This window comes from Hymenobacter sp. BT491, from assembly GCF_014349165.1.
Taxonomy (GTDB): Bacteria; Bacteroidota; Bacteroidia; order Cytophagales; family Hymenobacteraceae; genus Hymenobacter; species Hymenobacter jejuensis.
On record NZ_JACSJJ010000006.1, the window covers coordinates 1 to 26,042 of the forward strand.

A 26,042-nucleotide genomic window follows, 5' to 3' on the forward strand; every position below is an offset into this window, starting at 1 on the left:
CCCGCCGGCGGGCCTGAAAGTCGATGAAGCCGAGCGGGAAGAGCTGCGTGCCCGCGCCCGCCACGCCGAGGCCGCCGTGGGCGTCAACTCGCCCACGGCAGCAGTCACCGGGGAGAAAACCGTGACGTGGAAGGTGGATGAACTGCAGCCCGACACCAGCGGGCGCGCGGAGGCCTGGAAAGCAATTCTGGATAATTCCGGCTACTCCATGCAAACGAGTGCGGTCCGCAGCACCGTGGATGAGCAGGGCATCCGGCGGGCAGAGTTTGATATGACCTACCGCAACGACCAGCCGGATATTGCCATCATTCACGCCATCGTGACCAACACCACGGCCCGCGCGGAGGCCGGCCATGAAAAGTATGCCGGCGTGAACGTAGTCGAGTCCGAGGCGGACCGGGCCGCCCGGCAGCAGGCCGCAGCAGCCGCGGCCATTCAGCCCCACAACCGGGACCGGAGCCTGGATGTGGCTGCCAAACCCGGTATCGACGCCCCGGCAGCTGAAAAGGAGGCCGCCCGCCCCGCGGCCGCTGGCAGCGAGAAGCTGGTAGTTATCAAAGTAGACGAGCCGGCCGTAGCACGCGGCGAGCGGGGCCAGGCCGAAGCGGTGCAAGCGGCCCTTACTGCCAGCGGCGCGAAAGCCGGCGAACTACATAGTGCAGTTGACGCCGCAGGCATCCGGCACTCGGAGATGAAGGTCTCTTACCGCACCGACCAGCCTGAGCTTGCCCAGGTGAGCCAGGCGCTCGACGCCGTGGCCCGGCAGAGCGGCAACCACGTGCTTGAGCACGGCAGCGACCGGGCCGAGCGGCAGGAGGCTGCCCGCCACAGTCAGGAAGGTCGGCCAGCTCCGCAGCAGTTGGAGCGGTAATGGTCGTGGGCTAGCAACGAATTGACCGCCTGATAATGGCTTGGCTTGAGGGCTGAAAGCCTATGCGTAGCGCCGACGCGGTGCCCGCCAGCTTAGTGCGCCGCAGTTTCCGACCGGCTTTGGCGCAGCAGCCAGTTGAGCTTGGTCATGCGGTGCATCTGGTCGTAGGCGGTCAGGTCAGTGCCCGGCGGGAGCTGGGCATCGAGCAAATCATGGAAGCGGTGGTTGTCGGGGAAAGCCTGCTTGACGGCCAGCAGGGTCAGGGGCTGAATGGGCGCGGCGGCCGTCGGGCTGAAGTACAGCCGCACGGAGCCGGGGTTCTTCCCCACGGTTGGTCTTTCCACCTTATAGAGCAGCAGCTCCTCGCCGGGATTCAGGATGGGGTAGTGCTCGTTACCCGCCGCGAACCGGTATTCGTGCCCGTCGCAGTCGCGGAATCCGAACAGGCTGTCTTTGGCTACCTGATACGGCTTGCCTGCGTGCACGACCGTCACGTAAGGCTTGCCGCTGAATTCGTGCAGGCGCAGCTTGTGGGTTTCGGTCTGGCAGTTCACGGCCAGCGTAAGGCGGTGACGGCGAAAGTCCTCGGCGGTTTTATAGAGTCCGCCGCCCAGCGGTGCCGTTTGCGCAGTGGAATTGGCTGCCAAAGCCAAAAGGCTCACGAGTACAAGAAAGGTAGTGCGCATGGTCAGCAATAAAGAAAAGCGGCCTTAGCTCATTCATTCCCGGAAAAGCAATGGGCAGGACTGAAAGACCAAGTGAAGGTCGCCGTGGAGCAGTCTCCACACCATGATTACTGCCACCCTTCCGCTTGACCTTGGTCATGTTCACCCTGTGAGCACCACGCCAGTTTACCAACACCCCTTTTCCACTCGGCCTGACCTTACCGCGAAATGCTGTCAGTGCTTCAAAGCCAAGCAAACAGGCTGCTATATTTACCGACCGCAATCCGCTTAGTTCTACCCGTTTTCACACGATGATAAAACGCTACGCTCTCCATGCCTTGTTATTTCTGTTTTGCCTGCCCGCGCTGGCCCAGCGACCCAAGCCGGCGGCCGTGAGCCTTCCCCCAGCCGATACCGTGTATTTCGACCGGGACTGGGAGCGCACCGAAACCCTGGAGGAAGTTTCCTACGCCCGCATTGCCCACCACGACGCACGCGGCAAAGCGGTGGGCACCGTGCGCGATTACTTTTATCCTTCCTGGAAAAAGCAGTGGGAAGGCAAGATGGCCAGCGAAAAGCCCGACAAGCCCACCGGTATCTGCTGCGGCTGGCACGAAAACGGCCAAGTCAGTTTCCGGGGTACTTATGTCAACGGGGTGCAGCAGGCGGACTTCCGCAGCTGGCGGCCCGACGGCCGCGAAATCAAGTGTGCCTCCCGCCTGGTAGAGGCGCTGCCGTTGAGCAACGCCTCGATTCATTGCAGCAACTGCATGCACTCCAGCCGCAAGGTATTTGCGGTGGATATTCCGGACGGCACGGTGGGCATCGTTTACAAACTCGATGTGCGCGACGAAGGACAGCCACCGGTGTCCTGGTCCACGGCGTTGGCCATGGCCGCGGTGGTAGGCTCCGGCGGCACGGCGGCCCCGGCCCTGCTGGGCGCTGCCGCTTCGGCCCTGACCAAGCAGGGCAACAACGCCCCGCCCACGGTCAGTACCAAATGCCACTGGTACATCACCGCCGACCCGGCCGCGGCCGACCAGTTTATGGCGACGAAAGGCACTATTGCGAACGCGCAGGCCTGCCTGCGGGCCGCGTCGAATACGCCCCAGGAAACCCGGCCCATTAGCCTGCCGCCCGGCACACGTCAGCTTTTCGTGTGCGTGAACAATGACAACTACACCACCGATGCCACGGCCACGCTGAGCGTGAGCGCTCTGGTGCAGGCGTGTAAATAGCTCGCGGGCCGGCAAGGCCTACTGCAGCCGGTGCAGCATGCGCTTCATCTGGCCAATCTCGCGCTTCTGGGCGCTGATGATGCTATCGGCCAGCGTGCGCACTTCGGGGTCTTTGAGGGTGGCCCGCTCGCTGACCAGGATGGCGATGGAGTGGTGCGGAATCATCGATTCCATGAAGCGCGTGTCATTGACCAGCGTCTGGCTGCGCAGCATGGCCAGCGCCCCCCCAAACACGACCACACAGCCCAGGGCTATCAGGCGGTTTTTGCCCTTGTCGGGGTACATGTGGGCCATGAAGCCCAGCATGAGCAGGCCCATGGCCGACACCATGAGCGTGGTCATGTAGAAGCGGTTGATGCTGGGGTAGATGTGGTCCCACTCGTAGGTGTTCAGGTAGGTGATGAGGTGCATCACGACGAACGATGCGGCGAGCATCAGGAAGAATTTGGAGTAGCTGCCCTTGTTCATAACGCGGAGGAAAGTGAGGGAAAAATGGGTTAGTAGTGGAAGGTGAGGCCCGCGCCCCAGCCGTATTGGTTGTCGTAGTTGGTGCTGAGCGAGGCGTACTTGCTCACCATGTAGCGGAAGCCGAGGGTAAACTCCCGGTCGGTATTGCCCCGGATGTCCATGAAGACGTTGCTGCTTAAAGGGATGTCGCGGCGCTCCAGCTGTGCCCGCAGCTGGCCGGTGAGGTCGGTGCGCAGCTCGGCGCGCACGAGCAGGGGCAGCAGGTAGTACACGCCGACTTCGGCCTGCCGGCGGAAGTTGCGGTTGTTCTCCGCCGTGCGGCGGTTGCCGCCCTCGGTGTCGGAGGCGGAGCGCAGGGTTTTGTTGTCGCGCAGGTCGTAGCCCACGAAAGCGGCCAGGAACTGCCGCTTGTCGAGGTAGCGCAGCAGGTGGGTTTCGGTTTCGTAGTTGCCCTGGTAATTTAGCCGGCCCTCAAATTCGAGGGCGTTTTTGTTGTTGGAGAGGTTGGCTTCCAGAAAGCTGCCCTGCGAATGCACCGCCAAATCGGCCCAGGGGTAGAGCTTGTTGTCTTCGCGCTTGAGGTGGCGGTAGCCCGTGCGGGCGTACTCGTTTTGGGGGCTGCCCTCGTAGCTGATGACGCGGGCCATGCCCGACATCATGTGGTAGAGGGTGTGGCAGTGAAAAAACCAGTCCTGGTCCTCGTTGGCGTCGAACTCGATGGTGACCTTGCCCATCGACTGAATATCGAAGGTGTGCTTCATGGGCGAGTACGCGCCCTGGGCATTCACGAGGCGGAAAAAGTGCCCGTGCAGGTGCAGCGGGTGGCGCATCATGGTCATGTTCTGGAAGACCATGCGCACGTTTTCGCCCTTGCGGATGGGAATGTTGTCGGACTCGGACAGGGTTTTGTTGTCGAACGACCAGACGTAGCGCAGCATGTTGCCGGTCAGGGTGAGGTGGATTTCGCGCCACTGCTTCGTCGAGTCCAGGGTGGTGGGGTGCAGGGCGCGCAGCTGGTTGTAGTTGAAGTCGCCGCTCATGCCCCCCATGGCCATGCCGCCCATATCCATGCCACCCATGCTGCCCGAATCCTGCAGGCTGCCCATGCCCATGCCGCCCTTTTCCTGTTGGTTCATCGGGCGGTTGCGGGGCGGGGCCGTGGAGGTAGCCGGTGCGGTGCCCTGCTGCATGTCCATGCCCGCCATGGGGGCTTCGCCTTTCGCCGTGGGCGCTTTCGCGGCCTGGCCGCCGCTCATGTTCATGCCTTTCATGCTGTTGCCAGCCTGGCCCGATGCTTTTTTTGCGTCCATTTGGCCCGCTCCGCCCATTTTCATGCCGCTCATGTTGCCCATGCTGTTCATCTCCCGCGTCATCTGGAAGTAGTTGAGCTTGGGCAGGTCGGGGGTGCGCATCGGCTCGCCCTGCCCGAAGTAGCCGGAGGTGTAGCCCGACACGTCGGAGGAGGTGGCCCGCAGCTCGGCCGCGCCCATCGGGGGCACGGTGATGAGCAGGTCGTAGGTTTCGGCGGTGGCAATTTCCAGCTTGCTGGTCGGGAAGGGCTCCACGTTGATGCCATCGGCCGCGATAACTTGCATGGGTCCACCGGCATACTGCAGCTTGAAGTAGGTTGAGGCGCCGCCGTTGATGACGCGCAGGCGCACCACCTCGCCGGGCCGGGCATCCTTAAAGTAGTTCAGTTCCTGCCCGTTCATCAGAAACTTGTTGTAGAACACGTCGGCCACGTCCATGGCCGGCATCCGCTGCCACTCCTGCTTGAGCTTATCCTTGAAATAGCCGGCGGCCAGGGCCTCGCCGTAGCTCTGGGTTGCGCCTTTCTGCACGGCAAACCATTCGCCGGCCCGCTTGAGGTAGCGCAGCACTTCCGTGGGCCGGTGGTCGGTCCAGTCGGAGAGCACCAGCACGTACTCTTTCAGCTGATACTGAATTTCCTTGGGCTGCACCACGATGGAGCCGTACAGGCCCGACTGCTCCTGCACCATGGTGTGCGAGTGGTACCAGTAGGTGCCGCTCTGGCGCAGCGGAAACGTGTAGGTGTGCACCGTGCCGGGCTTGATGGGGTCCGTATTCAGGTAGGGCACGCCGTCATATTTATTGGGTACCAGCAGCCCGTGCCAGTGCACGGAGGTTTCCATCTGCATCTGGTTGTGCACCCGGATAACGGCGGTGTCCCCCTCGTTGAAGCGCAGCGTGGGGGCCGGAATCTGGCCGTTGATGCCGATGGCGTGGCGCATTTTGCCGGTGAAGTTGACCATCCGGTCTTCCACGTACAGGTCGTACTCAACCCGCTTGCCCACGTAGCCGGCGCGGGGCATAGCGACGGTGCCCAGCTGCTGCTTATCCGGCGGGGCCGATTGGGTGAGGTAGGGCTCCTTTTCTTTCGGCATGGCCATGCCAGGCATCGACTGCGCCCCGGCCCCGAGGGTAGCAAGCAGCAGGGTAAGTAAAATCAGAACTCTCATAGCGCTATTGCTTGGGCGTGGGGTGGTTCCGGGCCGGGTTGTTGTCCTTGAAGCGGAACTTGTCCAGGGGGTTGGGCATCGTCATGCCAGGCATTGAGCCCGTCGCCGGCATCGCATGGCCTTTTTCCATGCCGGGCATATCGGCCATGTTGCCCGGGGCCGGCGCGGGCTGCGCAGCGGGCGCGGACTTCATGCCGGGCATATCCGCCATTCCCGCCATTCCTGATGGGGCCTTGCCAGGCTTTTTTGCCCCCGCTGCCGGGCGCTTCATTCCCGGCATATTGGCCATGCCGGACATTTCTTTCGGCTGATTCGGGCGGGCCGGCCGGCTCATGTCCATGCCCTGCGGCATCTGTTGCGAGGATTTGGCGGCGGGAGCCTTCATGCCGGGCATGTCGGCCATGGCCCCTGCTTTGGCAGCCGGGCGGGCGGGCTTCGAGCCAGTCATTTCCATGGTGCCCATCTCACCCGCCGAAGCCTTAGCCGGAGCTTTGGGCGCAGTGGCTGGAGTGCCCATATCCATGCCCGACATATCGGCCGCGGGGGATTGCGGGCTGCCAGTACCAGCTGGTTCGGCGTGGTGGTCGGCTTCCATTTCCGAGTGAGCCGCACCGGCCTCCTCGTGACCGTGGCTATGGCCGTGGTTTTTATCGAGCAGGTGCCCCTGCGGCCCTACCCCTTCAACGTAGACCAGCTGCGCGCCCCGGTGGCCGGCCACCGACAGCACGCCGGCCGCCGCCAGGGCAAAGGCGAGCACCAGGATTTCGTAGGCCCGGCGCTGGATTTTAAAGAAATCGCCGACGCCGCGCAGCAGCAGCGTGATGCCGGACAGCCACAGTGTATAGCTCGCGTACTTTTCGTGGGCCGAGAACACGGCCGCCGCCCGGGGTCCCAGGCCCATGGGCTCGGCGTGAAACACGGTGCTTGCCGCCAGCGCGCCGGCAAAGCCGCCGGCCATCACCACTAGGGTAACCCAGCGCACCGTTGGCCAGTCTTTAAATACCAGCACCGCCTGAAAAGCAGCGGCCAGCAGAATGAGGACGATGGGAAAATGCACCACCAGGGGGTGCAGGTTGGGGAAATCTGAAAACATAGGCGGCATCGAAAGCAAGGCAGGCAGGAATTTGGGAGAATTCTCCCTAGCGGTAGCAGGGGGCCGGCGATGGCATAGCGATTAGGATTGATAGCCGGAAGAGCCGGCTGCCCACCCCAAACGCGGCCATGGCCACCCAAACCCCTTCCCCTGCCGGACCTTAGCGTCAGCCAGCCCTCATCCCTTTACGTGGACCCCGTCTCCTAATGTTTGCAGCGATTGGGGTGGAGAGTTGCATAATTTCAGCGGTTTTCAGTCGGCCAGCGCCCGCCCGCTGGCCGACCGGTCCGGCTGCTTAGTAGTTGTGCCTACCTACTTCAGGGACCGGCGCAGCAGCTGCGCGTTCAGCGCCACGATGACGGTGCTCGCGCTCATGAGCACCGCCCCAATGGCCGGGCTCAGCACGAAGTGCGGGTACAGTATCCCGGCCGCCAGCGGCAGGGCGATGACGTTGTAGCCCGTGGCCCAGAACAGGTTCTGCATCATCTTGCCGTAGGTGGCCTTGCCGAACTCCACCAGGTTGGTGATGTCGGTAGGCTTGCTGTTGACCAGGATGATGTCGGCAGTTTCGGCCGCAATGTCGGTGCCCGAGCCCACGGCGATGCCCACGTTGGCCTGGGCCAGGGCCGGGGCGTCGTTCACGCCGTCGCCGGTCATGGCCACGAACTGGCCCTGCGCCTGCAGGTCCTGCACGATTTTAACTTTCTGGTCGGGCAAAACCTGGGCGTACACTCCGTCGAGGCCCAGCTCTTTTGCCACGGCATCGGCCACCTGCTGATTGTCGCCGGTCGCCATGTATACTTTAATGCCCTGGGCCTGCAAGCGCTGGACGGCCTCTTTGGAATCGGTGCGGATGCGGTCAGCCAGGGCTACGTAGCCCGCCAGCTGCCCATCCAGCAGCACAAATACCACCGTTTCGGTCCCGTTGCTAACGGCATCGGCGGGCAGGGCGATGTTCTTTTCCTGGAGGTAGCCAGGGCTGGCCACCACGACTGGCCGGCCGGTTACCGTAGCGGCCACGCCCTTGCCCGTCAGGGATTGAAAGTCCTGAACGGAGGGCAGGGCCAGCCCCCGCTTATGGGCTTCGCGCACGATGCCCTGGGCGATGGGGTGCTGCGACTGCTGCTCCAACGCAGCGGTCATGCCCAGCAGGGCGGCCTCGTCGAGGCCGGTAGCCAGCACTTTCACGCGGGTCACGCCGAACGCCCCTTCGGTGAGGGTGCCGGTTTTATCGAACACCATGGCCGTGATTTTGCGGGCTTCCTCGAAGGCCGTGCGGTTGCGAATCAACAACCCTTTACGGGCCGAAATAGCCGTGGAAATGGCCACCACCAGCGGAATGGCCACGCCCAGCGCGTGGGGGCAGGCCGTCACCATCACCGTCACCATGCGCTCGATGGCGAAGGCCGCGCCCTTGCCCAGCCACAGCCAGGCAGCCAGCGTGCCGAGGCCGCCCGCCAGCGACACGGCCGTGAGCCAGCCGGCGGCGCGGTCGGCCAGGGTCTGGGTTTGCGACTTGGTGTTCTGGGCCTCGCCCACCATCTTCACCACCTTGCTCAGGTAGCTGTCCGCGCCCTGGTGCGTGACCCGGATGCTGAGCGCGCCCTCGCCGTTGACGGCCCCGGCGATGACCTTGCCGCCCGTCGCCTTTTGCACCGGCACGCTTTCGCCCGTGAGCATGCTCTCGTTCACGGCGCTGCTGCCGTCCGTCACTTCGCCATCGGTGGGAATCCGCTCGCCGGGCCGCACCAGCACCACGTCGCCAACGGCGAGGGCCGTGACTTTCACGTCCCGAATAGTATCGCCCTCCTTTCTGTGGGCGTCGGCGGGCAGCAGCTGCACCAGTAGCTCCAGGGCGTGCGAGGCCCCGGCCACCGACTTCATCTCCAGGTAGTGGCCCAGCAGCATGATGTCAATCAGGGTGGCCAGCTCCAGAAACAGGTCCATGCCCCGCAGCCAGCCCAGGGTCACGGCCACGCTGTAGCCGTAGGCCACGCTGATGGCCACGGCCACCAGGGTCATCATGCCGGGCTGCCGGCTGCGCAGCTCCCTTACCGTGCCGCTGAGAAACGGCCAGCCACCATACAGGTAAATGGCCGTGGCCAGCCCCAGCAGCAGCGGGGTGCTGTAGGGAAAAGTAAATTGGTGGCCGACCAGGTTCTGGAACATCATCGACCCGGCCACCACGGGCACCGACAGCGCCAGACACACCCAGAACCGGCGCAGGAAGTCGGCAATCATGGCCCCGTGGTCGTGGCCGCCCGTCGGACTGTGGTCCATTTTTCCGTGGTCCATCTGGCTGTGGTCCATCGGCTGCGGTCCGTTGCCTGCGGTAGCGGGCGCGGGCGCGGACAGGGGGCGTTGGGCCATGGCGGGGTCGTGGGAGTGAATCATCCGGTGGGGAGCTAGGCGAAGTGTAAAAAAAAGCGGACTCGCGGCCAGCCGCGAGTCCGCTAGTCAAAGGAGTAGTTTCAACGCTCGCGGCGGTTAGCCGCGACCACCGAAACCGGACCGGCCGACTACATTTTCATGCCGTCCATTTTGTGGTGGCCTTTCGAGCCGGCGGGCATTTTCATCTTGCCGCTCATCATCATGCACTGGCCGTCCTTCATTTTCATGGTGGTGCCATCCTTCATTTTGCAAGTGCCGTCGGTCATGCACACGGTGCCATCGGCCATAGTCATGTCGGCGGTCATCGGCATCATCTTGCCGCCTTTCATCATCGTCATCTTGCCGTCCTTCATCATACAACAGTCCTGGTGCGACGACTTGGTGGCGGAATGCGCGTGAGCGGTCTTCGGGGCCGTCTGGGCGAAGGAAACACTGGTCAGGCCGGCAATCAGGAGGGTGGCCAGCAGATAGGGGAGCTTTTTCATGGGAGGGGGAAATGGTTGTTATGGGAGAACGGGTGCGTAACTGGCCGGACCACGAGCTACTCGTTCACCAGGAGTAGCGCAAGGTGCAGGCGCGGAACCAGCCGTGTCAAAGGTCCGCCGGGGCTGGATGGGGTGCCATGACAAGCGCGGGGCTAATGCATGAGCTTTGTCATGTTAGCCGACCCGGCGGTACTTGTTGCGAAATCGATGGAATTCAGCAGGTGGAACCCCATTAAACCAAAAACGCCCGGCTCAGCCGGGCGTTTTTGGTTTAGCGAAGGATTAGGCCGCTTGAATTTTAAAGCCGGCATTTTCCACGGCCTGCACGACTTGTTCCGAAGTGAGCTGGTCGGAACTGACGGTCAGAATCTTATCGGGGTTGGTCGTGTCGACCTGCCAGTTGCCGGCACCAGCTTGCTGGTTGAGGGCGGGCGTGACGGCTTTGATGCAGCCACCGCAGTTGATGTTGGTTTTGAATTGCAGGGTTTTCATGACGAGTTGAGTTAAGGAACCCGCACCGGGTCCGTGCCAATACAACACGCAAAGCTGCGGCCAGAGTGGCACGCCAGGGGTATAGAATTGCGCAGGGGACTTGCATGATTTCCCGTCACTCGGCCAGGAACACCAGATTTAGGCGGCTACGCTCATGCCAGCGCGGCAGGCCTCCTCACAGCGGCGGCATGCCTCGGCGCACTCCTTGCAATGCTGCATGTGGGCACCGTGCTTTTCGCACTCATCGCCGCAGGCCTTGCACACTTCGGCGCACTCGCGCAGCAGGTGCGGGCCATGCTCCGAGCCACGGGCAATCAGGCGGGCCGTCAGGGCGCAGACATCGGCGCAGTCGCGGTCGAGGCTAATACAGCGGGCCATCATTTTGACGTCTTCTTCCTGCAGGCAGGCGGTGGCGCAGTGCTCGCAGGCGGCGATGCAGGCGTTGAGGGCGTCGAGGAGGGATTGGTTCTGAGCGTGCATAGGTAAGAGAATTAAAAGTGAACGGCGTTACGCCGGAATTACTTCTGCTTATACCCGCCGTGCTCAGCCTGGTTTTACATCAATTGCCTCGTGGCTTGCATCATTTGGCGCTGCCGGGAAGAATTGCGCAAGCACTTTGCTCAACGTGCGCTGCTGTGCAATGATAAATTGGTAGCGTAGCACATCCCGTTGCAGCATCGATTCGTCCACATGGAACCGCGGGTCTTTGGCGGGCTTGGTTTCATAGATGTAGACTTTGAGTAGGGCATCGAGCAGGATAAACAGCCTGACGCAGTTGGGTTGGGTCGCGAAAGCTTCGTTGCTGAGCAAATGAGCCGCCAGATGCCGACTGAAATTTGCGTAGGCCGAACCAGTCTCCGAATTCAGGTACAAGTGCTTGGTTAAGATAGCCTGACTGGCTTTCACGTACACGTCGTGAAAAAGCACGTTGCCGGGGCTTGGCTGGCGCAGGCAGGAGTTGCCCACAAACTTGCGGATGGTTTCAAATTCCGGCTTGGGCTCGGGACCGGTGCCGTCAAACCCACTCCAGCGCAGAATCAGACCCTCCACCACGGGGACCAACGTGAGGAAGGCGCTAACATAATTTTCCTGGTAGTACGCGATGATAGCCGCCTCCACCAGCGGGGTAAATGATTGAAAAGCGGGGGAATATTCAAACCCCTGCTTCAGGATGGCGCATATCTTGGGGGATGTGATGATACTGTCCAGGTAGGCCAGAATAGCGGCTTCGGAAGCCGGTAACTCAGCGGCGAGCTGCCCGATTCTCCTAAAATCGGCCGTCGTCATGGTAGCTGGAGTCAACAGGGCATAGTTGGCCAGCTGCTCATTCAAGGCCAGTAAGTCCGTTATCTCCGCGTTAGACGTGGTAGAAACGTGGGGCCGCCGGGCATCCTGGTCACGCTCCTTTCGGGCCGCCGCTTTGGCTTTCTCATAAACCAGTGCGCTTACCTTGCTCCACATGGTGCTGTCGCCAATAGCCAGGTCGGCTCTAACATCTGCTACTGGCTTATTTGCCTCTAGTTGGGTAAAAGCTTCGGTTGCCAGGTGAGCGGCGGTTATTTTAGCCATCGTGCTTCGTGGATGCTTATCGCTGGCAAGGTAGTATGCTCTGCCCCAGCCCAGCCAGCCCCTATTCCTTAATCACACTTATTTCCAGCTGCTGCCGGTAGGCCGAGGGCGAGCACTGCGCGAATCGCCGGAACTGGCCGGAAAAGTGCGCCAGGCTGCCGTAGCCCAGCTGCCGGGCAATGCGCCCGATGTCGAGCCGGGATGTCGCCAGCAGCTCTTGGGCGTAGGCCAGCCGCTGACTGGTGATGTAGCTGATGAGGCTTTCGTGACCGGGCAGCTGGGTGAAGGCCGCGTGCAGGCGGCGGCTGTCCAGGCCCATCTCCCGGGCCAGGGCGGGAATGAATTCGCGGTGCCGCAGCGTGACGGGCCGCCGCAGCAGCCCGGCCACGGCCAGCTTCACCCGGTCCGCCAGCGCCTGCGTGGGGCTTTCCAGCAGCGCAAAGCCGGCCGTGGTCAGGGCTGCCCGAATGCGCGCCCAATCCAGCTGCCCGGCCGGGTTCGCCACCGTGGCCGCGCCCAGCCGCACGTCGAGCACCCGCAGCCCCAGGCCTTCCAGCTCCCGCCGCACCACCCGGATACCGCGCGCGCAGACCATGTGCTTGATGTAGAGCACACAGCCGGCATCGTCGGACAGGAAGGGTGGCGCGAGGGACATAAGTGGGCTTAGGCGGTGGGTTGCACCGGGTTCAGGTCGGCAGGCGGCGTCAGGGGCTGGGCGTCCAGCTCTTGCGGGTGGGCATCGAGGCTAACCTCGTGGTGGCCGCGCTGGTACTGGGCCAGGGCCTTTTCGCCGAAAAGCCAGAACACGACCGGCGTCACCACGATGTCGAGGAAGGTGGAGCTGAGCAGGCCGCCGAGGATGACGGTAGCCACCGGGTAGAGGATTTCCTTGCCCGGCGCGTCCTTGGCCAGCGTGAGTGGCACCAGGGCCAGCGCGGCCACCAGGGCCGTCATGAGCACCGGCACCAGGCGTTCGAGCGAGCCCCGGATAATCATCTCCTTGCTGAACTGCTCCCCTTCGTGCTCCACGAGGTGGATGTAGTGCGAAATCATCATGATGCCGTTGCGCGAGGCAATGCCGGTGAGCGTGATGAAGCCCACCAGCGAGGCAATGCTGAAGGTGCCGCCCGTGAGCAGCACGGCCACCACCGAGCCGATGAGGGCCAGCGGGATGTTGAGCATAATCTGCCCCACCATCAGTCCCGACTTGAAGTGGGAGAACAGCACCAGGAAGATGCCGGCCAGCGAGAACAAGCTTAGCCAAAGAATCTTCTGCGAGGCCGACTGCTGGCTCTCGAACTGCCCGCCGTAGGTCAGGTAGTAGCCTGCCGGCAGCTTCACCTGCTGGTTGATGCGGGCCTGCACCTCTTTGACGGTGGAGCCCAGGTCGCGCCCGGCCACGTTCATCGAGACGGTGATGCGGCGCTGGGTGTTTTCGTGGTTCACGGTGTTGGGGCCGGGCTCGTAGCTCACGTCGGCCACCTGGCTCACCGGAATCAACGCCCCGGCGGGCGTTTCGATGCGGGTCTGGGCGATGGTGGCGATGTCGTTGCGCTGGGCTTCGGGCAGCTTTACGATGAGGTCGAAGCGCTTTTGTCCGTCGAGCATCTGCGACACCACGTCGCCCTGGAACAGGGTTTCGAGCGTGGCCACCACCTGGCCGCGCTCCAGGCCGTAGGCCCGCAGGGCGGCTTCGCGGGGGCGCACCAGCAGCTGCGGAATCTGCACCTGCTTTTCTACCTGCAGGTCCACCACGCCGGGCACCGCGCCGGCGGCGGTGCGGATTTCGTTGGCGTAGCGGCGCAGCTCCAGCAGGTCGTTGCCGAAAACCTTGATGGCGACCTGCGCCCGCACCCCGCTCAGCAGGTGGTCGAGGCGGTGGCTGATGGGCTGGCCGATGTTGACGTTCACGCCCGTAATCAGGCCCAGGCGCTGGCGCAGGTCGGCCAGGATTTCCTCCCGGCTGCGCATAGTTTTTCCCGCTTGTTTCAGCTCTTCGGGCGTTTTGAAGGCGACTTCGATTTCCGAGTTGTTGACCGACTCGGCGTGCTCGTCCAGCTCGGCGCGGCCGGTGCGGCGGGCGGTGTAGGCCACTTCGGGCAGCTGCAGAATCTGCTCCTCCCCCAAGGTGCCCAGCTTGTTGGACTCGGTGAGCGAGGTGCCGGCCGGGGCCGAGAAGTTGACCGTGAGTGAGCCCTCGTTGAAGGGCGGCAGGAACTCGGTGCCGAAGAAGGGCACCAGGGAGGCGGCCAGCGCAAACAGCAGCCCGGTCACCGTGAGCACCATTTTTGGGTGGGACAGGCCCCAGTTCAGCAGGCCGGTATCCTTGCGCTTGAGCCAGCGCACCAGGCCCCCCTCCTGCTCGGCCCCGCGAATCTGCTTCATCTTGGGCAGCAGGTAGTAGCAGAGCACCGGCGTGATGGTGAGCGACACGAATAGCGAGGCCACGATGCTGGTGATGTAGGCAATGCCCAGCGGGGCGAAAATGCGCCCCTCCATCCCTTCGAGCGCAAACAGCGGCAGGAACACCAGCACCACAATAATGGTGGCGTACACGATGGAGTTGCGCACCTCGGAAGAAGCCGCGTAAATCACCCGCAGGGCCGGTTTGGGCTGGGGCAGGTGCTGGTTTTCGCGTAGTCGGCGGAACACGTTTTCCACGTCCACGATGGCGTCATCCACCAGCTCGCCGATGGCGATGGCCAGCCCGCCCAGGGTCATGGTGTTGATGCTGATGCCGGCCACGCGGAACACCAGCGCCGTGACCAGCAGCGACAAGGGAATGGCCACCAGCGAAATGAAGGTGGTGCGCACGTTCAGCAAAAAGGCAAACAGGACGATGACCACCAGAATGGCCCCGTCGCGCAGGGCCTCCTCGACGTTGGTAATCGACGACTCGATAAAGTCGGCCTGCTTGAACAGGCGCGTGTTCACTTGCACGTCCTTCGGCAGCGAGGGCTTCAGCTCGACCAGCGCCTGTTCTACGGCCTGGGTCAGGCCCACGGTGGCGGTGCCGGGCTGCTTTTCGATGCTCAGAATGACGGCCGGCTTGCCGTTTACGCTGCCGTCGCCGCGCTTGAAGCGGGCCCCGAAGGCTACATTGGCCACCTGCTTCACGCTGATGGGCGAGCCCTGCCGGTAGCCCACGATGATGTTCTCGATGTCGGCCACCGAGCGCAGCCGGCCCAGGTTGCGAATCAGTACTTCCGAGCCGTTGCGGTCGAAGAAGTTGCCGGTGGTGTTGAGGTTGGAGCGGCGCAGGGCTTCTTCGACCTGCGTCACGGTCAGGCCCGTGGCATTTAGGCGGGGCATGTCCAGCAGCACCTGGTACTGCAGGTTGTCGCCGCCGATGGGAATGACCTGGGCCACGCCGGGAATGCTGAGCAGGCGCTGGCGCACGGTGTAGTTGGCCAGCGTGCGCAGGTCGGCCGCGTTGGTCTGGTTGCCCCCCGAGAGGCCTACCAGCATAATCTGGCCCATGACCGAGGAAATGGGCCCCAGCACCGGCGTAATGCCGGTGGGCAGCTGCCCGCTCACGGTTTGCAGCTTCTCGGCCACAATCTGGCGGGCCGTGAAAATGTCGGTGCCGTAGTCGAACTCCACGAACACCATGCCCAGCCCAATGGCCGAGTTGGAGCGCACGGCCGCCACGCCGGTAGCCCCGTTCAGGGCCGTTTCCACGGGCAGCGTCACGAGGGCTTCCACTTCTTCGGGGGCCATGCCGGCCGCTTCGAGGAATACGGTCACGCGGGGGCGGTCCAGGTCGGGCAGCACGTCCACGGGCAGCTGGTGCGCCGTGTAGGTGCCGGCGATGAGCAGGCCTGCGGCCAGGGCCAGCATGAGCAGGCGGTTTTGCATGGCAAAACGAATGATTTTATCGAGCATCCGCTATTGGTTGAGGTAGATGGATTTGAGCTGGTAGGTGCCCACGCTCACCACCCGGTCGTTTTCGTTCACGTCGCCGGCCAGCAGCACGGTCTGCGCCCCGTTGGCCGCGCCGGGCTGCACGTAGCGGATTTTGAAGGTTTCCGGGTCGGTGTGCACGAAGACCACCGGCTTGCCATTGAGGTCAGTAAGCGCCGAGGTGGGCACCACAAGCTGCTTTTTGCCGCTGCCGCTGCGGCCCAGCACCTGCACGTTCACGGCCTGGCCGGCACGGAACAGGTTGGCGCCACTATTATCCAGCTCCAGAATCAGCTGGCGGGCCTGGTTCACCGGGTTCACCACGTTGCTGAACACCACCAGCCGGGCCGGGGCGCTGCCGGCCTGCCCCTGCAGGCCTTCCACCTGGAACTGGGCCCCGGTGGGAATCTTATCCAAATCCTGCGCAAACACCTGCGCTTCCACCCGCAGCTTGCCGGGGTTGAGCACCCGGAACAGCTCATCGCCCTGCGTCACCTGCTGGCCCACGGCCAGGGTGAACACGTCCACGGTGCCGCTGATGGGCGAGGTAATCGTGACGCGGCGGTTGCTGGCCTGCCCGTTGAGAATGCCCGCGTTCTGGCGGGCCTGGCGCAGGCGCAGCTCGGCGGCCACCACGTCCTTGCGGGCGGCGATGTCGGCGATGGTCTGCAGGCGGGCGTAGTCCTGCTGGGCGGCGCGCAGTTCGGCCTGGGCGTTGGCCCGCTCGGTGCTGAGGCCGATTTGCTGGGTGGCGTCCAGGGTCTGGTCGATGACAGCCAGCACCTGCCCGGCGCGTACCGGCTGGCCCACTTTGGCCGAGAGGCTCACGATGCGCCCGGTCTGGGGCACCACCACCCGCCCTTCGCCCCCAGCGGCCGAGGCCACGGTGCCGTAGAGCGTCAGCCGGTTGTAGGTGTCGGAGTAGCCGGCCAGGGCTGTGCGCACCCCGAACAGGAACTGGCTTTCCTTGGGCAACGCCACGGCATCGGTCAGGGCCGGCCCGGAGCTGGGTTTGGCTGCTTCGTCGTGCCCGGGGTGCGCCAGCAAGGCAGCGGGCGGCGGCAGCAGCACGGAAAAGGCCAGGCCGAGGGAGGCCGTGGCGGCGAGGAATTTATGCGTGGTTTTCATAAACTGCGGGCGTTGAGGTGGGGACGGCCGCCACCGGGCGACGGCGGCGCATAACCAGGGCGGTGGCGGCAATGCCCAGCGCGAAGGCCCCGAAGAGCAGCAGCACGGTTTTCCAGGAGCCAATGAGCGGAGCCGCCGCCGGAGCCGGGGCCGCCGCCACGGGCAGCAGCTTGCCGACCTCGATGCCGGAGAGCAGCATCAAATCCGCCTTGTCGCCGGCCACGATGTTCACGGCCAGGCTGTATTTCTTATCGGCCGGGAACGTGCCCTCGACCAGGTAGGCCCCCGGCGACTTTTCGCTGACCGTGAATTTCAGGTCGGCTGCTTCCGGGCAGGTTACCGTCAGCTTGGCCCCCTTGATGGGCGCGTTGGTGGCGTAGTCCGACACGAACAGCCGCATGTCGGCGTCTGCGCCCTTTTTCAGGGGCTCGAAGCGCAACAGCAGCTCGAAGCTTTCGGACAGCGCGGCCACCGAGAAGGTGGTGGCCACCGCCCCGGCCGAGGGCTTGGCTGCGTCGCCATGGTCTTCGCCGCCGTGGGCGCGGGCCCCGGTGGCCAGCAGCAGGGCCAGCAAAAGCAGGAAGAGATTCTTCATTATTGTCCCCGCAGGTAGTTAAGTGCAACGATGGCCTGACGGTAGTCGCGGATGGTGGTCAGGTAGGTATTCTGAATGGTAAAGGCCTGGTTCAGGCTCTGAATCAGCACCAGATAGCTGATTTCGCCGGCCTTGAACAGGCGCTGCGACTGGCTGATGATGGCCCGCGACTGGGGCAGGCCGGTCTGCTCGTAGTAGGTCAGCGAGGCGGCGAACTTGCGCGTATCGGCCACCGCCTGCTGGTACTGGGTGCCCAGGTCGAGGCGCTGCACCTGCAGCTGGGCCTGCGCGGCCTTGCTGCGCGCCGTGGCCGCCTGCAATTGCGAGCGGTAGGTCCAGAACCAGATGGGCACCGACACCCCGAACTGGAAGCGGTAGCGGTAGGGCGAATCACCGTAGGCCTGATTCTGATAACCCAGGGTGAGGGCCGGGGTGCGCCGGGCGCGCACCAGGCTGATGCCCGACTGGCTCAGCGCCACGTTCTGGCCGTAGTAAGCCAGCGTGGGGCTCAATGCCACGGCGGCGCTGTCCTGGGTGGGCAGCGTGCCCAGCAGCTCCGCGCCGGCGCGGGCCAGCTCGGGGCCGGTCTGGCGCAGGTCGGTGTCGGCGGTGAGGTTGGCTTCCGGCTGCCCGAGCAGCAAACCCAGGCGGCGCTGCGCCGAGCGCTGGTCCACCAGGGCCTGGTCGAGCTGGTTGCGTACCTGTCGGGATTCGGCCTCGGTGCTCACGCGCTGCAGCGCGGTTACCTCGCCGGCCTTGAAGAGGCGGTCGGTGGCCACTTGCAGCGTCCGAAACAGGCTGTCCTGGTAGGTGAGCTGCCGCACCTGCGCCTCGGCAAACTGCAGGCTCAGGTAGGCCTGGCGCACGTCGCGCCGCACGGTGGCCCGGTTCACGTCCAGGCCCCGCTCGGCCAGGGTGATGCCGGCCTGCGCGGCCTGCGCCTGCCGGCGGTACACAGTGGGGAAATCGATGGTTTGCACCACGCCCGGGGCCCAGCGTTCGCCCGTGGGGGCGGAGAACAGAAAGTCCGGGTTGGTGGGCGAAAAGCTGCCGCGCTTTAATGCGCGCTGCTCCGCGATTTCCTCGGCCGACTGGCGCAGGCGCGGGTGCCGACGCAGGGCCAGCTGCTCGGCACTATCGAGGCGCACCACGACCTGCTGCGCCCCCGCCGGACCAGCCAGCAGCACCAGCAGTAGCAGCAAGAGCACCAGCCCGGGCCGGCGGTAACGAATGGGAAGAGTATTCATAAGCAGTAGTTTGGCCGCTGGCCCCTCCACCGGCAGCAGCCAGCGGAGGGGAGCGGTACACGAAGGGCGGCCCGGAAGCGGACCGCCCGCAGCTAGGATTTTTTGACCAGCGCCATGCCGCACTTCGGGCATTTGCCCGGCTCGGTGGCGGCCACTTCCGGGTGCATGGGGCAGGCAAAGGCCGCGCCCACGGCCTTGTGGCCGTGGGCCTCATCCAGCTTGTCGAAGCGCACGGTCAGGGCCTTGCCGTCGGCCGTGTTCATCGTCACGATGGCGGTGCGCACCTTGGCCCCGGCGGGCAGCTTGGCCGTGAGGTGGTCATCGCCGGCCAGGGCCAGCGGCACGGTCACGGTGGCGTTGGTGCTCAGCTGCACCAGCACCGAGCCGCTCATGCCCTTGTTGGGCACGGCGCTCATCTTGGCGCCCAGCAGGTAGAAAGCCAGTTCGGTGGGCTGGGCCACCAGCTCCAGGTGGTAGGGGCTGGCCGAGCGCACCACGCCGCCGTGGGGCGCGACGTGGGCGTGGGTTTCACCCGCCGCCATTTCGGCGTGCTGGGCGTGGGCGAGGGGCGCGGCGGCCAGCAGAGCCAGCGCAGCGAGGAAGGGGCGGAGCATTTTCATGGGGCGATGCAGCAGCACGGTCAAAAGGGATGGGCTACGCTTTTTTCTCCAGGTCCATGCCGCACTTCGGGCATTTGCCGGGGGCGTTGCTCTGGCCGCCGTCATTCATCGGGCACACGTAGGCCGCCCCGGCCGACTGCATCTTGCCGGCATTCTTGGCGTGCCAGGCTTTGAACTGCTCAATCTCCTTTTTCTGGGCGTCAATCATCATTTGCGCCATCTCCTTGAGCTTGGTGTCCTTGCCGTGGGCCAGCTCGGCTTCGGCCATGTCCATCGCACTCTGGTGGTGCACGGTCATCAGCATGTTGAAGTTCATATCCGCATCGGCCACCGTCGCGGGCATATTTTTCATCATATGGTCCATCGACGTCTTCATCTGGGCCGTGAAGGGGTCGGTCGGGTCCTGGGGCTTGTAGTTGGTCGGGGCCGAGTCGAGGCGCTCGGCAATGGGCTCCAGCTCGCCGATTTCCTTTTGCTGGTCAGCCTTAATTTTCTCGGCCAGCTGGCGCATGGTGGCGTCTTTGCCGTCGCGCAGCTCGATGTCGGCCATGGCAATGGCCCCCTTGTGGTGCTCCATCATCATGTGAGCAAAGTCGTGGTCGGTGTTGCCCTTGGGCTTCATGGCGTCCATCTTGGCCATCATCTCGTTCATCGAGGCCACTAGGGGCGAGGTGCCGGCGGTGCCATCAGCCATCTTCGAGTGGTCCATGCCGGCCATGTCGCCGGCCGCGGCGGTGGTATCGGCCGGGGCCGAGGTCGTTGCCGTGGTGTCGGCCGACTTATCGGAGTTGCAGCTGCCCAGCAGCAGGGTGCCCGAGCAGAGGGCGGCAAGGAAAAATGCGGACTTTTTCATGGGGTTTGGGTTGGGGTAAGCGGTGAAAAAACGAGGTGTCGGATTGTGGGCTAGGCCTTCACGTTGATGGTGAAGTCGCCGGTGTGAATCTGCCCGCCGTGGTTGAATTGCAGGAAAACGCGGTACAGGCCGGGCTTTTCGAAGTTGGTGTTGAAGCCGATGACCGGGCCCTTGTCGGCCTGGTCGTTGGGGTGCACGTGCAGGTAGCGCTCGGTGTCTTCGCTGATGACCACGACGTGGCCCAGCGCCCCGAGGTACTTGTCGAGGTCCGTCACGGGCTGGCCGTTTTTGCTGAGGGTGATTTTCATGCCCAGCAGCTGGCCCACTTTCAGCTCCTTGTCAAAAGCCAGGGTGGCCTGGTAGCCATCCTTGCTCCACTGCATCTGGTCTTTACTGAACTTGACGGGCGTGTACTTCGGCCCCTGCACGCTCACCACCTGGCGGCCGAGCTGGTGGCCGCTGCCATCGGGCGTGTAGTCCTGAAACAGCACGTAGTCGCCGCCCTTGGGGAAGGTGAACGCAGCCTTGTAGTTGCCATCGGCCGTGAACTCGGGGTGCTCGTGGTCGAACACCGACAGGTCCTTGCGGACGATGATGAGGTGGATTTTCTTCTCGTGCACCACCGCCAGCGGCACCGGCGCTTTCACGTTGCCGATTTCCTGCGGGGTGTAGGTGAGCGTAACGGGCTGGCCGGCCACCAGGTGCATGGGCTTGGGCTCGAACTGCATCTGGTAGCTCTTGCCGTTGCTCACCTGGTCGTTGTGCACCAGCTCCATGCCGCACTTGGGGCACTTCTCGCCGGGCTTGGTGCTGGTCACCTCCGGGTGCATGGGGCAGGCGTAGGTGTGGCCCCCGGCGTGGGCAGCCGTGCTGTCGGGCGCGGTGCCGGCGGGCGTGGTAACGGTGTTGGTGGCGCTGCTGCTCGACGAATCCGAGGAGCAGCTGGCAACGGTGAAAACGCTGGCAGCGGCCAGCAGCGGAACAAGAAAGCGGTTCATGAAAACGGGTATTGGATGGGAAATGCGGGGCCAAAAAGGCCGGTGGGGCCTACGCCTGCCACTGCTGCCAGAGCACGAAGCCCAGGGCGGCAGCCAGCCCGGCGTAGAGCAAGTAGGACAGCCAGCGACGGCCCGGCCCACGCGGGGGCGGCGCACCGGCCTCCTGACAGCAACTCTTCATTGCGCGGGAGGAAAAACCAGGAAATTGGGGGAAGGGGGCGCGGCCGGGCCACGCAAACGAGCAAACGAAAAGGCCCGCCCCGGACATAGCATAGCTATGCCGGCGCGAGCCTTAGCGCGTCGGAACAATCAGACAGTCAGCGACTGGATGAAAATACGAATGTCGGGTATTTTAGGCGGCAGGTGCTCCCTAGGCACCAGCGTAACCGCGCAGGTACGGTCCCACTTGCCGGCGGCGGGCCGGAAGTGAAAATCCATGGCTTCGGGCAATAATGCCGGAGCGGGCACCAGCAGCTGCTTCTGCGCCGGAGAAGTCAGCGACGAAAGCAGCGAGGCCGATTTGTCCTTGCAGCAGTCGTGATTGCGAGTGGACTTGCCCTGGTGGCCGTCGTGCTTGCCATGGTGCTCGGCTATTGCGCCGTGACCGTGACAGCCCGGATGCGCAGGCTTTTCCGCCTGGTGGTGGCTCATGGCCGCCATTGGCGGAGCCATTTGGGCAGGATTCACCGATGCGCACCAGCACTGCCCCACGAACACGTTGACGAAGACGAGCAGGAAGCTCGTCGCCAGCAAACGGCGGAAGGGGAACAGGCTACGGAACATAACGGGCACTTAGCAACCGCAAAATTAGACTTATCTCCGGTAAGGAGTAGGACTGCATATCTACCCGCAATGCCCCGAAAGGGTTCCGGGGGTAGTGTGAGCGTAGTGACGGTAGGATGGTAAAACGGCGCTGCTGAGCTTCTCACGGCCATCTACTCACCATGCTAGCCAGCGCTACACGAAGGGGGAGAGCAAAATTATGCAAGTTGGCTGCGTGATTTTGTAATCATGGCATCCAAGCAGAATGCTGCCTGCTCTTACCATTTCAGGTTTGCTTACAGAAAACCCAACCGTTTCATTCGCTCATGAACAGCTTGTCCCATTGTTTCAGGTGTCGGATTATCGAGGTCATACTGCATGGTAACCCTTTCCCGAATGTGAAGCTGTACAGCCGCTTGGTTGCCTAATAACCAGCGCTCAGCATTGTGTTGCTGAGTAATATTGGCGGCCATGCGTTCCAGTTTAGCTTGGTCCCCACCCATTGACCATCGCGTTATGCGATTTTTGAGCATGTCATGCGCCTTTGGCATTAACCAGAGCATATGCTTAGGCCCCAATGGCAGCCGGAGCGCCGCGTCAGGATTGAAAGCGGTGTTGAAACGGTCTAAACTCGAAATCAGCACCGGATTGTCGCTGGTAATGTATTCTCCTGCAGCCTCGTCGATAGTGAGAACTACGATTCCAAAGTCATTTTGCTTTGCTTCCCCTAGCCGTAAGGCCAGTTCGACCTGAGTGAGCGCATGACTTGGTTGGTTCTGCTTGCGAAACTCGCGCCGTAATTCAGCCAAGGTTTTGCCTTTGACGGAATGCATCTCGCCCTCGAAATCAAATGCCTGCTTGCCCGTAAGCTCGCAAAGCGTCATCATTCGCTCCAGCACTCGGTCCATAAGCGTGTTGCTGCGCGACAGTAGCTTGGTAGTACGCATGAGCATAGTGGCAACGGTGTGTAAGACTTGGCTGCGCAACTCTTCCGAGGCAGTTTTCTGGTGCTGGTCGAGCAGTACCTCACGCAAAGCGTCATACTCATCTTCTACGCTGGTGCGGTAGAAATCTTCCAAGGCCATACGCTCAGCACTGCTTTCACCTTCTAAAGTGTATAGGTCGTTTTGAAAGCACACGGATGCCACAGATACTTGGCGTACACTGGCAGGGTCGGCATCATCGCGCATAGCGCGGTATATTTTATCCTGTCCGTTCTCCTGCTGTCCGAAGTGCTTTAGGTAGGTGCGCGGGACGAAATGTTGTTTAGTAACTTCTTGGCTTTTCATAGCTTGGTTGTTGCTTAACGCTTACCAATAGTAGAACCCACTTATTCAATGACAAGTTAAATTGGGCTTAAAAGCGAAGAACACCAACCCGTCAAATTATGCAATTCTGCGGCGGTATTTAGTACCAACTTCGCTCTCCGGCCGCCGTTCCTTTGTAGCGTGATTATGGGCTTTCGCCAACTGGCTAAATGGCTCAAAAACCACTCATTACGCCGCTTTTTATGGAACCTGCCACTAAAACCGAAACCCTCGACATCGAAGGCATGACCTGCGCCTCTTGCGCGTCCGCCGTCGAGAAGTCGCTCAGCCGCACGCCGGGCGTACAGCGGGCGATGGTCAACTTTGCTACTGAGAAGGCCACCGTGGACTACGTGCCCACCGAAGCTACCCCGGCCACGCTCAAGGAAGCCGTCATCAACGCCGGCTACGGCGTCGTGGAGCGCGCCCCCGACACCAGCGCCGCCGAGCGCAGCGCCGAAATCGACCGCCAGAAGGCCGTGGCCTACGCCAAGCTCAAGCGCCGCTTCTGGGTGGCCGTGGGCCTGGCCCTCCTTATCATGCCGCTGAGTATGCTCATGCTCTGGCCGGCCATGATGGCGCGCATCAATATGCAGTGGCTCAACTACGCCCTGCTGCTGCTCACGCTGCCCGTGCTGCTTTACAGCGGGCGCGAGTTCTACGAATCGGCCTGGAACGGCTTCAAGCACCGGGCCGCCAACATGGACACGCTCATTGCCGTGGGCACCGGCGCAGCCTTCCTCTACAGCCTGGCGGCTACGGTGGTGCCCGGCTTTTTCACCAGCCGGGGCCTGATGCCCGAGGTGTACTACGACACGACGGCCACCATCATTGCCCTGATTCTGCTGGGCAAGGTGCTGGAGCTGCGGGCCAAAACCCAGACCTCGGCCGCCATGCGCAGCCTCATCGGCCTGCAAGCCAAAACGGCGCGCGTGGTGCGGCCCGATGGCGCTGAAGTCGACGTGCCCATCGAGCAGGTGCAGCTGGGCGATATCGTCGTGGTGCGCCCGGGCGAGAAGGTGGCCACCGACGGCCTCATTACCGAAGGCAGCTCAGCCCTCGACGAGGCTATGCTCACGGGCGAAAGCCTGCCGGTGCAGAAGCAGGCCGGTGACCCGGTGTTCGGGGCTACGCTCAACAAAACCGGCTCCTTCCGCTTTCGGGTGACCAAAGTAGGGGCCGACACCATGCTCTCGCAGATTGTTCAGCTGGTGGAAGATGCCCAGGGCAGCCGCGCGCCCATTCAACGGCTGGCCGATAAGGTCAGCGCCATTTTCGTGCCCACGGTGGTGGTCATTGCCATTCTCACGTTCGTGCTCTGGTTTGATTTGGCCCCGGCCGGTACCCGCCTGCCGTTGGCGCTGGTCAACTTCGTGGCCGTGCTCATCATTGCCTGCCCGTGCGCGCTAGGGCTGGCCACGCCCACGGCCATCATGGTGAGCACCGGCAAGGGGGCCGAGCACGGGGTACTGATTCGCAACGCTGAGGCGCTGGAAAAGGCTTACCAGGTAAACACCGTGCTGCTCGATAAAACCGGCACCATCACCCGCGGCGAGCCCGCCGTGACGGATTTCTGGACGCTGCCCGGCCCTACCGGGGCTGCCCAGGAGGCCGGCCAACTGCTGCAAGTAGTGGCCGCCGTGGAACGCCAGAGCGAGCACCCGTTGGCCGAGGCCGTGGTGCGCCACGCCGAGGCGCAGGGCGCGGCCAGCCTGACGGCGACCGGCTTCCGGGCCGTGGAAGGCAAAGGGGCCGCCGCCACCGTGAGCGGCCAGGCCGTGCTCATCGGCAACCGCCGCCTGCTGGCCGACGAAAGCGTGAGTCTCTCGCCCGACCTGATTGCGCAGGCCGAGCAGCTGCTGAGCCAGGCTAAAACCGTGCTTTACATTGCCGTGGCCGGCCAGGCCGTGGGTCTGGTGGGCGTGGCCGATACCGTGCGCTATACGTCGGCCGCCGCCATCAAAAAGCTGCAGGCCCTGGGCATTGAGGTGGTGATGATGACCGGCGACAACGCCGAAACGGCCGCCCAGGTGGCCGGGCAGGTGGGCATCACGCGCTACTTCGCCGAGGTGCTGCCCGCCGATAAAGCCGGCAAGGTGAAGGAGCTGCAGGCCGAAGGCCGCATCGTGGCCATGGTCGGCGACGGCATTAATGACGCACCCGCGCTGGCCCAGGCCGACATTGGGCTGGCCATCGGCTCGGGTACCGACGTGGCGATGGAAGCGGCCGGCATCACGCTCATGCGCTCCGACCTGAACGGGGTGGTGACGGCCATCGAGCTGAGTCGCCAGACCATCCGCACCATCAAACAGAACCTGTTTTTTGCCTTCGTCTACAACACGCTGGGCATTCCCGTCGCCGCCGGGTTGCTCTACCCCTTCTTCGGCATCCTGCTCTCGCCCATGCTGGCGGCCGGGGCCATGGCCCTTAGTTCGGTGTCGGTGCTGACCAACTCGCTGCGCCTGCGCTCCTTCGACAACCATTAATTCCGCTCTGCTATGGATACCCCCGCCATTATCGTGACCGTCGCCGGCCTGGCCCTTGCTGGGTTTGTGCTGTGGTACTTCTTTTTTTCGGCCCGCCAGACGGCCAGCGCCGTGTCTACTTCCGGCGGCGTGCAGGAGGTGGCCATCACCGTGAAGGGTGGCTACTCGCCCGACGTGATTGAGGTGGAGCGCGGCAAGCCCGTGCAGCTGAGCTTCTACCGCGACGAGGAAAACAGCTGTTCGGAGGAGCTGCTGATGCCGGATTTCAGCATCCGCCGCGACCTGCCGGCCTTTAAAACCACGTTGGTGGAGCTGCTGCCCAAAGAAGCCGGGACATTTACCTTCACCTGCGGCATGGGCATGCTGCGGGGTAGCTTAGTGGTGAAATAAT

24 protein-coding genes are annotated in these 26,042 nt (G+C 63.3%); 4 read left to right on the forward strand and 20 right to left on the reverse strand.

Features of this window, described 5'->3' with window-relative positions:
• Positions 1–871, forward strand: an 871-nt coding sequence (locus H9I52_RS20455; RefSeq protein WP_187455393.1) for a hypothetical protein, incomplete at its 5' end; no start/stop codon positions are given.
• 92 nt (positions 872–963) lie between these two features.
• Here the strand turns inward: H9I52_RS20455 and H9I52_RS20460 are convergent.
• Positions 964–1,557, reverse strand: a complete 594-nt coding sequence (locus tag H9I52_RS20460; protein ID WP_187455394.1) for a hypothetical protein — start codon at positions 1,555–1,557, stop codon at positions 964–966.
• Between the two features lie 290 nt (positions 1,558–1,847).
• Here H9I52_RS20460 and H9I52_RS20465 point away from each other — a divergent pair, with 290 nt between their 5' ends.
• Positions 1,848–2,774: a toxin-antitoxin system YwqK family antitoxin gene (locus tag H9I52_RS20465; protein ID WP_187455395.1), complete on the forward strand. Its 927-nt coding sequence runs from the start codon at positions 1,848–1,850 to the stop codon at positions 2,772–2,774.
• Between the two features lie 18 nt (positions 2,775–2,792).
• Here the strand turns inward: H9I52_RS20465 and H9I52_RS20470 are convergent, their stop codons facing one another.
• From H9I52_RS20470 to H9I52_RS20555, 19 genes are all read right to left on the reverse strand, one after another.
• A complete protein-coding gene (locus H9I52_RS20470) occupies positions 2,793–3,242 on the reverse strand; it encodes a DUF305 domain-containing protein (RefSeq protein WP_187455396.1) in 450 nt (149 codons plus the stop codon).
• A gap of 29 nt (positions 3,243–3,271) precedes the next feature.
• A complete protein-coding gene (locus tag H9I52_RS20475) occupies positions 3,272–5,722 on the reverse strand; it encodes a multicopper oxidase domain-containing protein (RefSeq protein ID WP_187455397.1) in 2,451 nt (816 codons plus the stop codon).
• A 4-nt stretch (positions 5,723–5,726) separates the two neighbouring features.
• A complete protein-coding gene (locus H9I52_RS20480; protein ID WP_187455398.1) occupies positions 5,727–6,815 on the reverse strand; it encodes a DUF2231 domain-containing protein in 1,089 nt (362 codons plus the stop codon).
• A 312-nt stretch (positions 6,816–7,127) separates the two neighbouring features.
• Positions 7,128–9,185 carry a heavy metal translocating P-type ATPase gene (locus H9I52_RS20485; protein WP_222940593.1) on the reverse strand — a complete coding sequence of 686 codons (2,058 nt, stop codon included), beginning with the start codon at positions 9,183–9,185 and terminating at the stop codon, positions 7,128–7,130.
• Between the two features lie 149 nt (positions 9,186–9,334).
• Positions 9,335–9,691: a DUF6799 domain-containing protein gene (locus H9I52_RS20490; RefSeq protein ID WP_187455400.1), complete on the reverse strand. Its 357-nt coding sequence runs from the start codon at positions 9,689–9,691 to the stop codon at positions 9,335–9,337.
• 282 nt (positions 9,692–9,973) lie between these two features.
• Positions 9,974–10,183 carry a heavy-metal-associated domain-containing protein gene (locus tag H9I52_RS20495; protein ID WP_187455401.1) on the reverse strand — a complete coding sequence of 70 codons (210 nt, stop codon included), beginning with the start codon at positions 10,181–10,183 and terminating at the stop codon, positions 9,974–9,976.
• Positions 10,184–10,321: 138 nt separating this feature from the next.
• Positions 10,322–10,663: a four-helix bundle copper-binding protein gene (locus tag H9I52_RS20500; RefSeq protein WP_187455402.1), complete on the reverse strand. Its 342-nt coding sequence runs from the start codon at positions 10,661–10,663 to the stop codon at positions 10,322–10,324.
• Between the two features lie 63 nt (positions 10,664–10,726).
• Positions 10,727–11,752 (reverse strand): hypothetical protein, encoded by a 1,026-nt coding sequence (locus H9I52_RS20505; RefSeq protein WP_187455403.1) that lies wholly within the window; start codon positions 11,750–11,752, stop codon positions 10,727–10,729.
• Positions 11,753–11,813: 61 nt separating this feature from the next.
• Complete coding sequence (locus H9I52_RS20510) at positions 11,814–12,407, reverse strand: helix-turn-helix transcriptional regulator (RefSeq protein ID WP_187455404.1); 594 nt, start codon at positions 12,405–12,407, stop codon at positions 11,814–11,816.
• An 8-nt stretch (positions 12,408–12,415) separates the two neighbouring features.
• Entirely contained in the window at positions 12,416–15,637 is a 3,222-nt protein-coding gene (locus tag H9I52_RS20515; RefSeq protein WP_187455405.1) for an efflux RND transporter permease subunit, read from the reverse strand.
• Positions 15,638–15,640: 3 nt separating this feature from the next.
• The gene (locus H9I52_RS20520; RefSeq protein ID WP_187455406.1) at positions 15,641–16,783 is read right to left on the reverse strand and encodes an efflux RND transporter periplasmic adaptor subunit; all 1,143 of its coding nucleotides are present in this window, start codon (positions 16,781–16,783) and stop codon (positions 15,641–15,643) included.
• Entirely contained in the window at positions 16,767–17,378 is a 612-nt protein-coding gene (locus tag H9I52_RS20525) for a hypothetical protein (RefSeq protein ID WP_187455407.1), read from the reverse strand. Before H9I52_RS20525 ends, H9I52_RS20520 begins: the two co-directional genes overlap by 17 nt.
• Complete coding sequence (locus H9I52_RS20530) at positions 17,378–18,625, reverse strand: TolC family protein (protein WP_187455408.1); 1,248 nt, start codon at positions 18,623–18,625, stop codon at positions 17,378–17,380. The genes H9I52_RS20525 and H9I52_RS20530 overlap by 1 nt, the downstream gene beginning before the upstream one ends.
• A gap of 92 nt (positions 18,626–18,717) precedes the next feature.
• The gene (locus tag H9I52_RS23120; RefSeq protein ID WP_187455409.1) at positions 18,718–19,245 is read right to left on the reverse strand and encodes a heavy metal-binding domain-containing protein; all 528 of its coding nucleotides are present in this window, start codon (positions 19,243–19,245) and stop codon (positions 18,718–18,720) included.
• A gap of 34 nt (positions 19,246–19,279) precedes the next feature.
• A complete protein-coding gene (locus tag H9I52_RS20540; RefSeq protein ID WP_187455410.1) occupies positions 19,280–20,098 on the reverse strand; it encodes a DUF305 domain-containing protein in 819 nt (272 codons plus the stop codon).
• Positions 20,099–20,148: 50 nt separating this feature from the next.
• Positions 20,149–21,096 (reverse strand): heavy metal-binding domain-containing protein, encoded by a 948-nt coding sequence (locus tag H9I52_RS20545; protein ID WP_187455411.1) that lies wholly within the window; start codon positions 21,094–21,096, stop codon positions 20,149–20,151.
• 49 nt (positions 21,097–21,145) lie between these two features.
• Entirely contained in the window at positions 21,146–21,277 is a 132-nt protein-coding gene (locus H9I52_RS23125; RefSeq protein WP_262386163.1) for a hypothetical protein, read from the reverse strand.
• 128 nt (positions 21,278–21,405) lie between these two features.
• On the reverse strand, positions 21,406–21,879 hold the full coding sequence (locus H9I52_RS20550; protein ID WP_187455412.1) for a hypothetical protein: 474 nt from the start codon (positions 21,877–21,879) through the stop codon (positions 21,406–21,408).
• A 275-nt stretch (positions 21,880–22,154) separates the two neighbouring features.
• Positions 22,155–23,147 carry a DUF4238 domain-containing protein gene (locus tag H9I52_RS20555; protein WP_187455413.1) on the reverse strand — a complete coding sequence of 331 codons (993 nt, stop codon included), beginning with the start codon at positions 23,145–23,147 and terminating at the stop codon, positions 22,155–22,157.
• Positions 23,148–23,368: 221 nt separating this feature from the next.
• Between H9I52_RS20555 and H9I52_RS20560 the strand changes: the two genes are divergently transcribed.
• Positions 23,369–25,651: a heavy metal translocating P-type ATPase gene (locus H9I52_RS20560; protein ID WP_187455414.1), complete on the forward strand. Its 2,283-nt coding sequence runs from the start codon at positions 23,369–23,371 to the stop codon at positions 25,649–25,651.
• Between the two features lie 12 nt (positions 25,652–25,663).
• Positions 25,664–26,041 carry a cupredoxin domain-containing protein gene (locus H9I52_RS20565; RefSeq protein WP_187455415.1) on the forward strand — a complete coding sequence of 126 codons (378 nt, stop codon included), beginning with the start codon at positions 25,664–25,666 and terminating at the stop codon, positions 26,039–26,041.
• Position 26,042 lies beyond the last annotated feature (1 nt).

What these genes read in the sequence shown, in the direction of transcription:
- H9I52_RS20460 (WP_187455394.1), bottom strand. Translation starts at nt 1,557, where the DNA reads ATGCGCACTACCTTTCTTGTACTCGTGAGCCTTTTGGCTTTGGCAGCC.
- H9I52_RS20465 (WP_187455395.1), top strand. Translation starts at nt 1,848, where the DNA reads ATGATAAAACGCTACGCTCTCCATGCCTTGTTATTTCTGTTTTGCCTG.
- H9I52_RS20470 (WP_187455396.1), bottom strand. Translation starts at nt 3,242, where the DNA reads ATGAACAAGGGCAGCTACTCCAAATTCTTCCTGATGCTCGCCGCATCG.
- H9I52_RS20475 (WP_187455397.1), bottom strand. Translation starts at nt 5,722, where the DNA reads ATGAGAGTTCTGATTTTACTTACCCTGCTGCTTGCTACCCTCGGGGCC.
- H9I52_RS20480 (WP_187455398.1), bottom strand. Translation starts at nt 6,815, where the DNA reads ATGTTTTCAGATTTCCCCAACCTGCACCCCCTGGTGGTGCATTTTCCC.
- H9I52_RS20485 (WP_222940593.1), bottom strand. Translation starts at nt 9,185, where the DNA reads ATGGCCCAACGCCCCCTGTCCGCGCCCGCGCCCGCTACCGCAGGCAAC.
- H9I52_RS20490 (WP_187455400.1), bottom strand. Translation starts at nt 9,691, where the DNA reads ATGAAAAAGCTCCCCTATCTGCTGGCCACCCTCCTGATTGCCGGCCTG.
- H9I52_RS20495 (WP_187455401.1), bottom strand. Translation starts at nt 10,183, where the DNA reads ATGAAAACCCTGCAATTCAAAACCAACATCAACTGCGGTGGCTGCATC.
- H9I52_RS20500 (WP_187455402.1), bottom strand. Translation starts at nt 10,663, where the DNA reads ATGCACGCTCAGAACCAATCCCTCCTCGACGCCCTCAACGCCTGCATC.
- H9I52_RS20505 (WP_187455403.1), bottom strand. Translation starts at nt 11,752, where the DNA reads ATGGCTAAAATAACCGCCGCTCACCTGGCAACCGAAGCTTTTACCCAA.
- H9I52_RS20510 (WP_187455404.1), bottom strand. Translation starts at nt 12,407, where the DNA reads ATGTCCCTCGCGCCACCCTTCCTGTCCGACGATGCCGGCTGTGTGCTC.
- H9I52_RS20515 (WP_187455405.1), bottom strand. Translation starts at nt 15,637, where the DNA reads ATGCTCGATAAAATCATTCGTTTTGCCATGCAAAACCGCCTGCTCATG.
- H9I52_RS20520 (WP_187455406.1), bottom strand. Translation starts at nt 16,783, where the DNA reads ATGAAAACCACGCATAAATTCCTCGCCGCCACGGCCTCCCTCGGCCTG.
- H9I52_RS20525 (WP_187455407.1), bottom strand. Translation starts at nt 17,378, where the DNA reads ATGAAGAATCTCTTCCTGCTTTTGCTGGCCCTGCTGCTGGCCACCGGG.
- H9I52_RS20530 (WP_187455408.1), bottom strand. Translation starts at nt 18,625, where the DNA reads ATGAATACTCTTCCCATTCGTTACCGCCGGCCCGGGCTGGTGCTCTTG.
- H9I52_RS23120 (WP_187455409.1), bottom strand. Translation starts at nt 19,245, where the DNA reads ATGAAAATGCTCCGCCCCTTCCTCGCTGCGCTGGCTCTGCTGGCCGCC.
- H9I52_RS20540 (WP_187455410.1), bottom strand. Translation starts at nt 20,098, where the DNA reads ATGAAAAAGTCCGCATTTTTCCTTGCCGCCCTCTGCTCGGGCACCCTG.
- H9I52_RS20545 (WP_187455411.1), bottom strand. Translation starts at nt 21,096, where the DNA reads ATGAACCGCTTTCTTGTTCCGCTGCTGGCCGCTGCCAGCGTTTTCACC.
- H9I52_RS23125 (WP_262386163.1), bottom strand. Translation starts at nt 21,277, where the DNA reads ATGAAGAGTTGCTGTCAGGAGGCCGGTGCGCCGCCCCCGCGTGGGCCG.
- H9I52_RS20550 (WP_187455412.1), bottom strand. Translation starts at nt 21,879, where the DNA reads ATGTTCCGTAGCCTGTTCCCCTTCCGCCGTTTGCTGGCGACGAGCTTC.
- H9I52_RS20555 (WP_187455413.1), bottom strand. Translation starts at nt 23,147, where the DNA reads ATGAAAAGCCAAGAAGTTACTAAACAACATTTCGTCCCGCGCACCTAC.
- H9I52_RS20560 (WP_187455414.1), top strand. Translation starts at nt 23,369, where the DNA reads ATGGAACCTGCCACTAAAACCGAAACCCTCGACATCGAAGGCATGACC.
- H9I52_RS20565 (WP_187455415.1), top strand. Translation starts at nt 25,664, where the DNA reads ATGGATACCCCCGCCATTATCGTGACCGTCGCCGGCCTGGCCCTTGCT.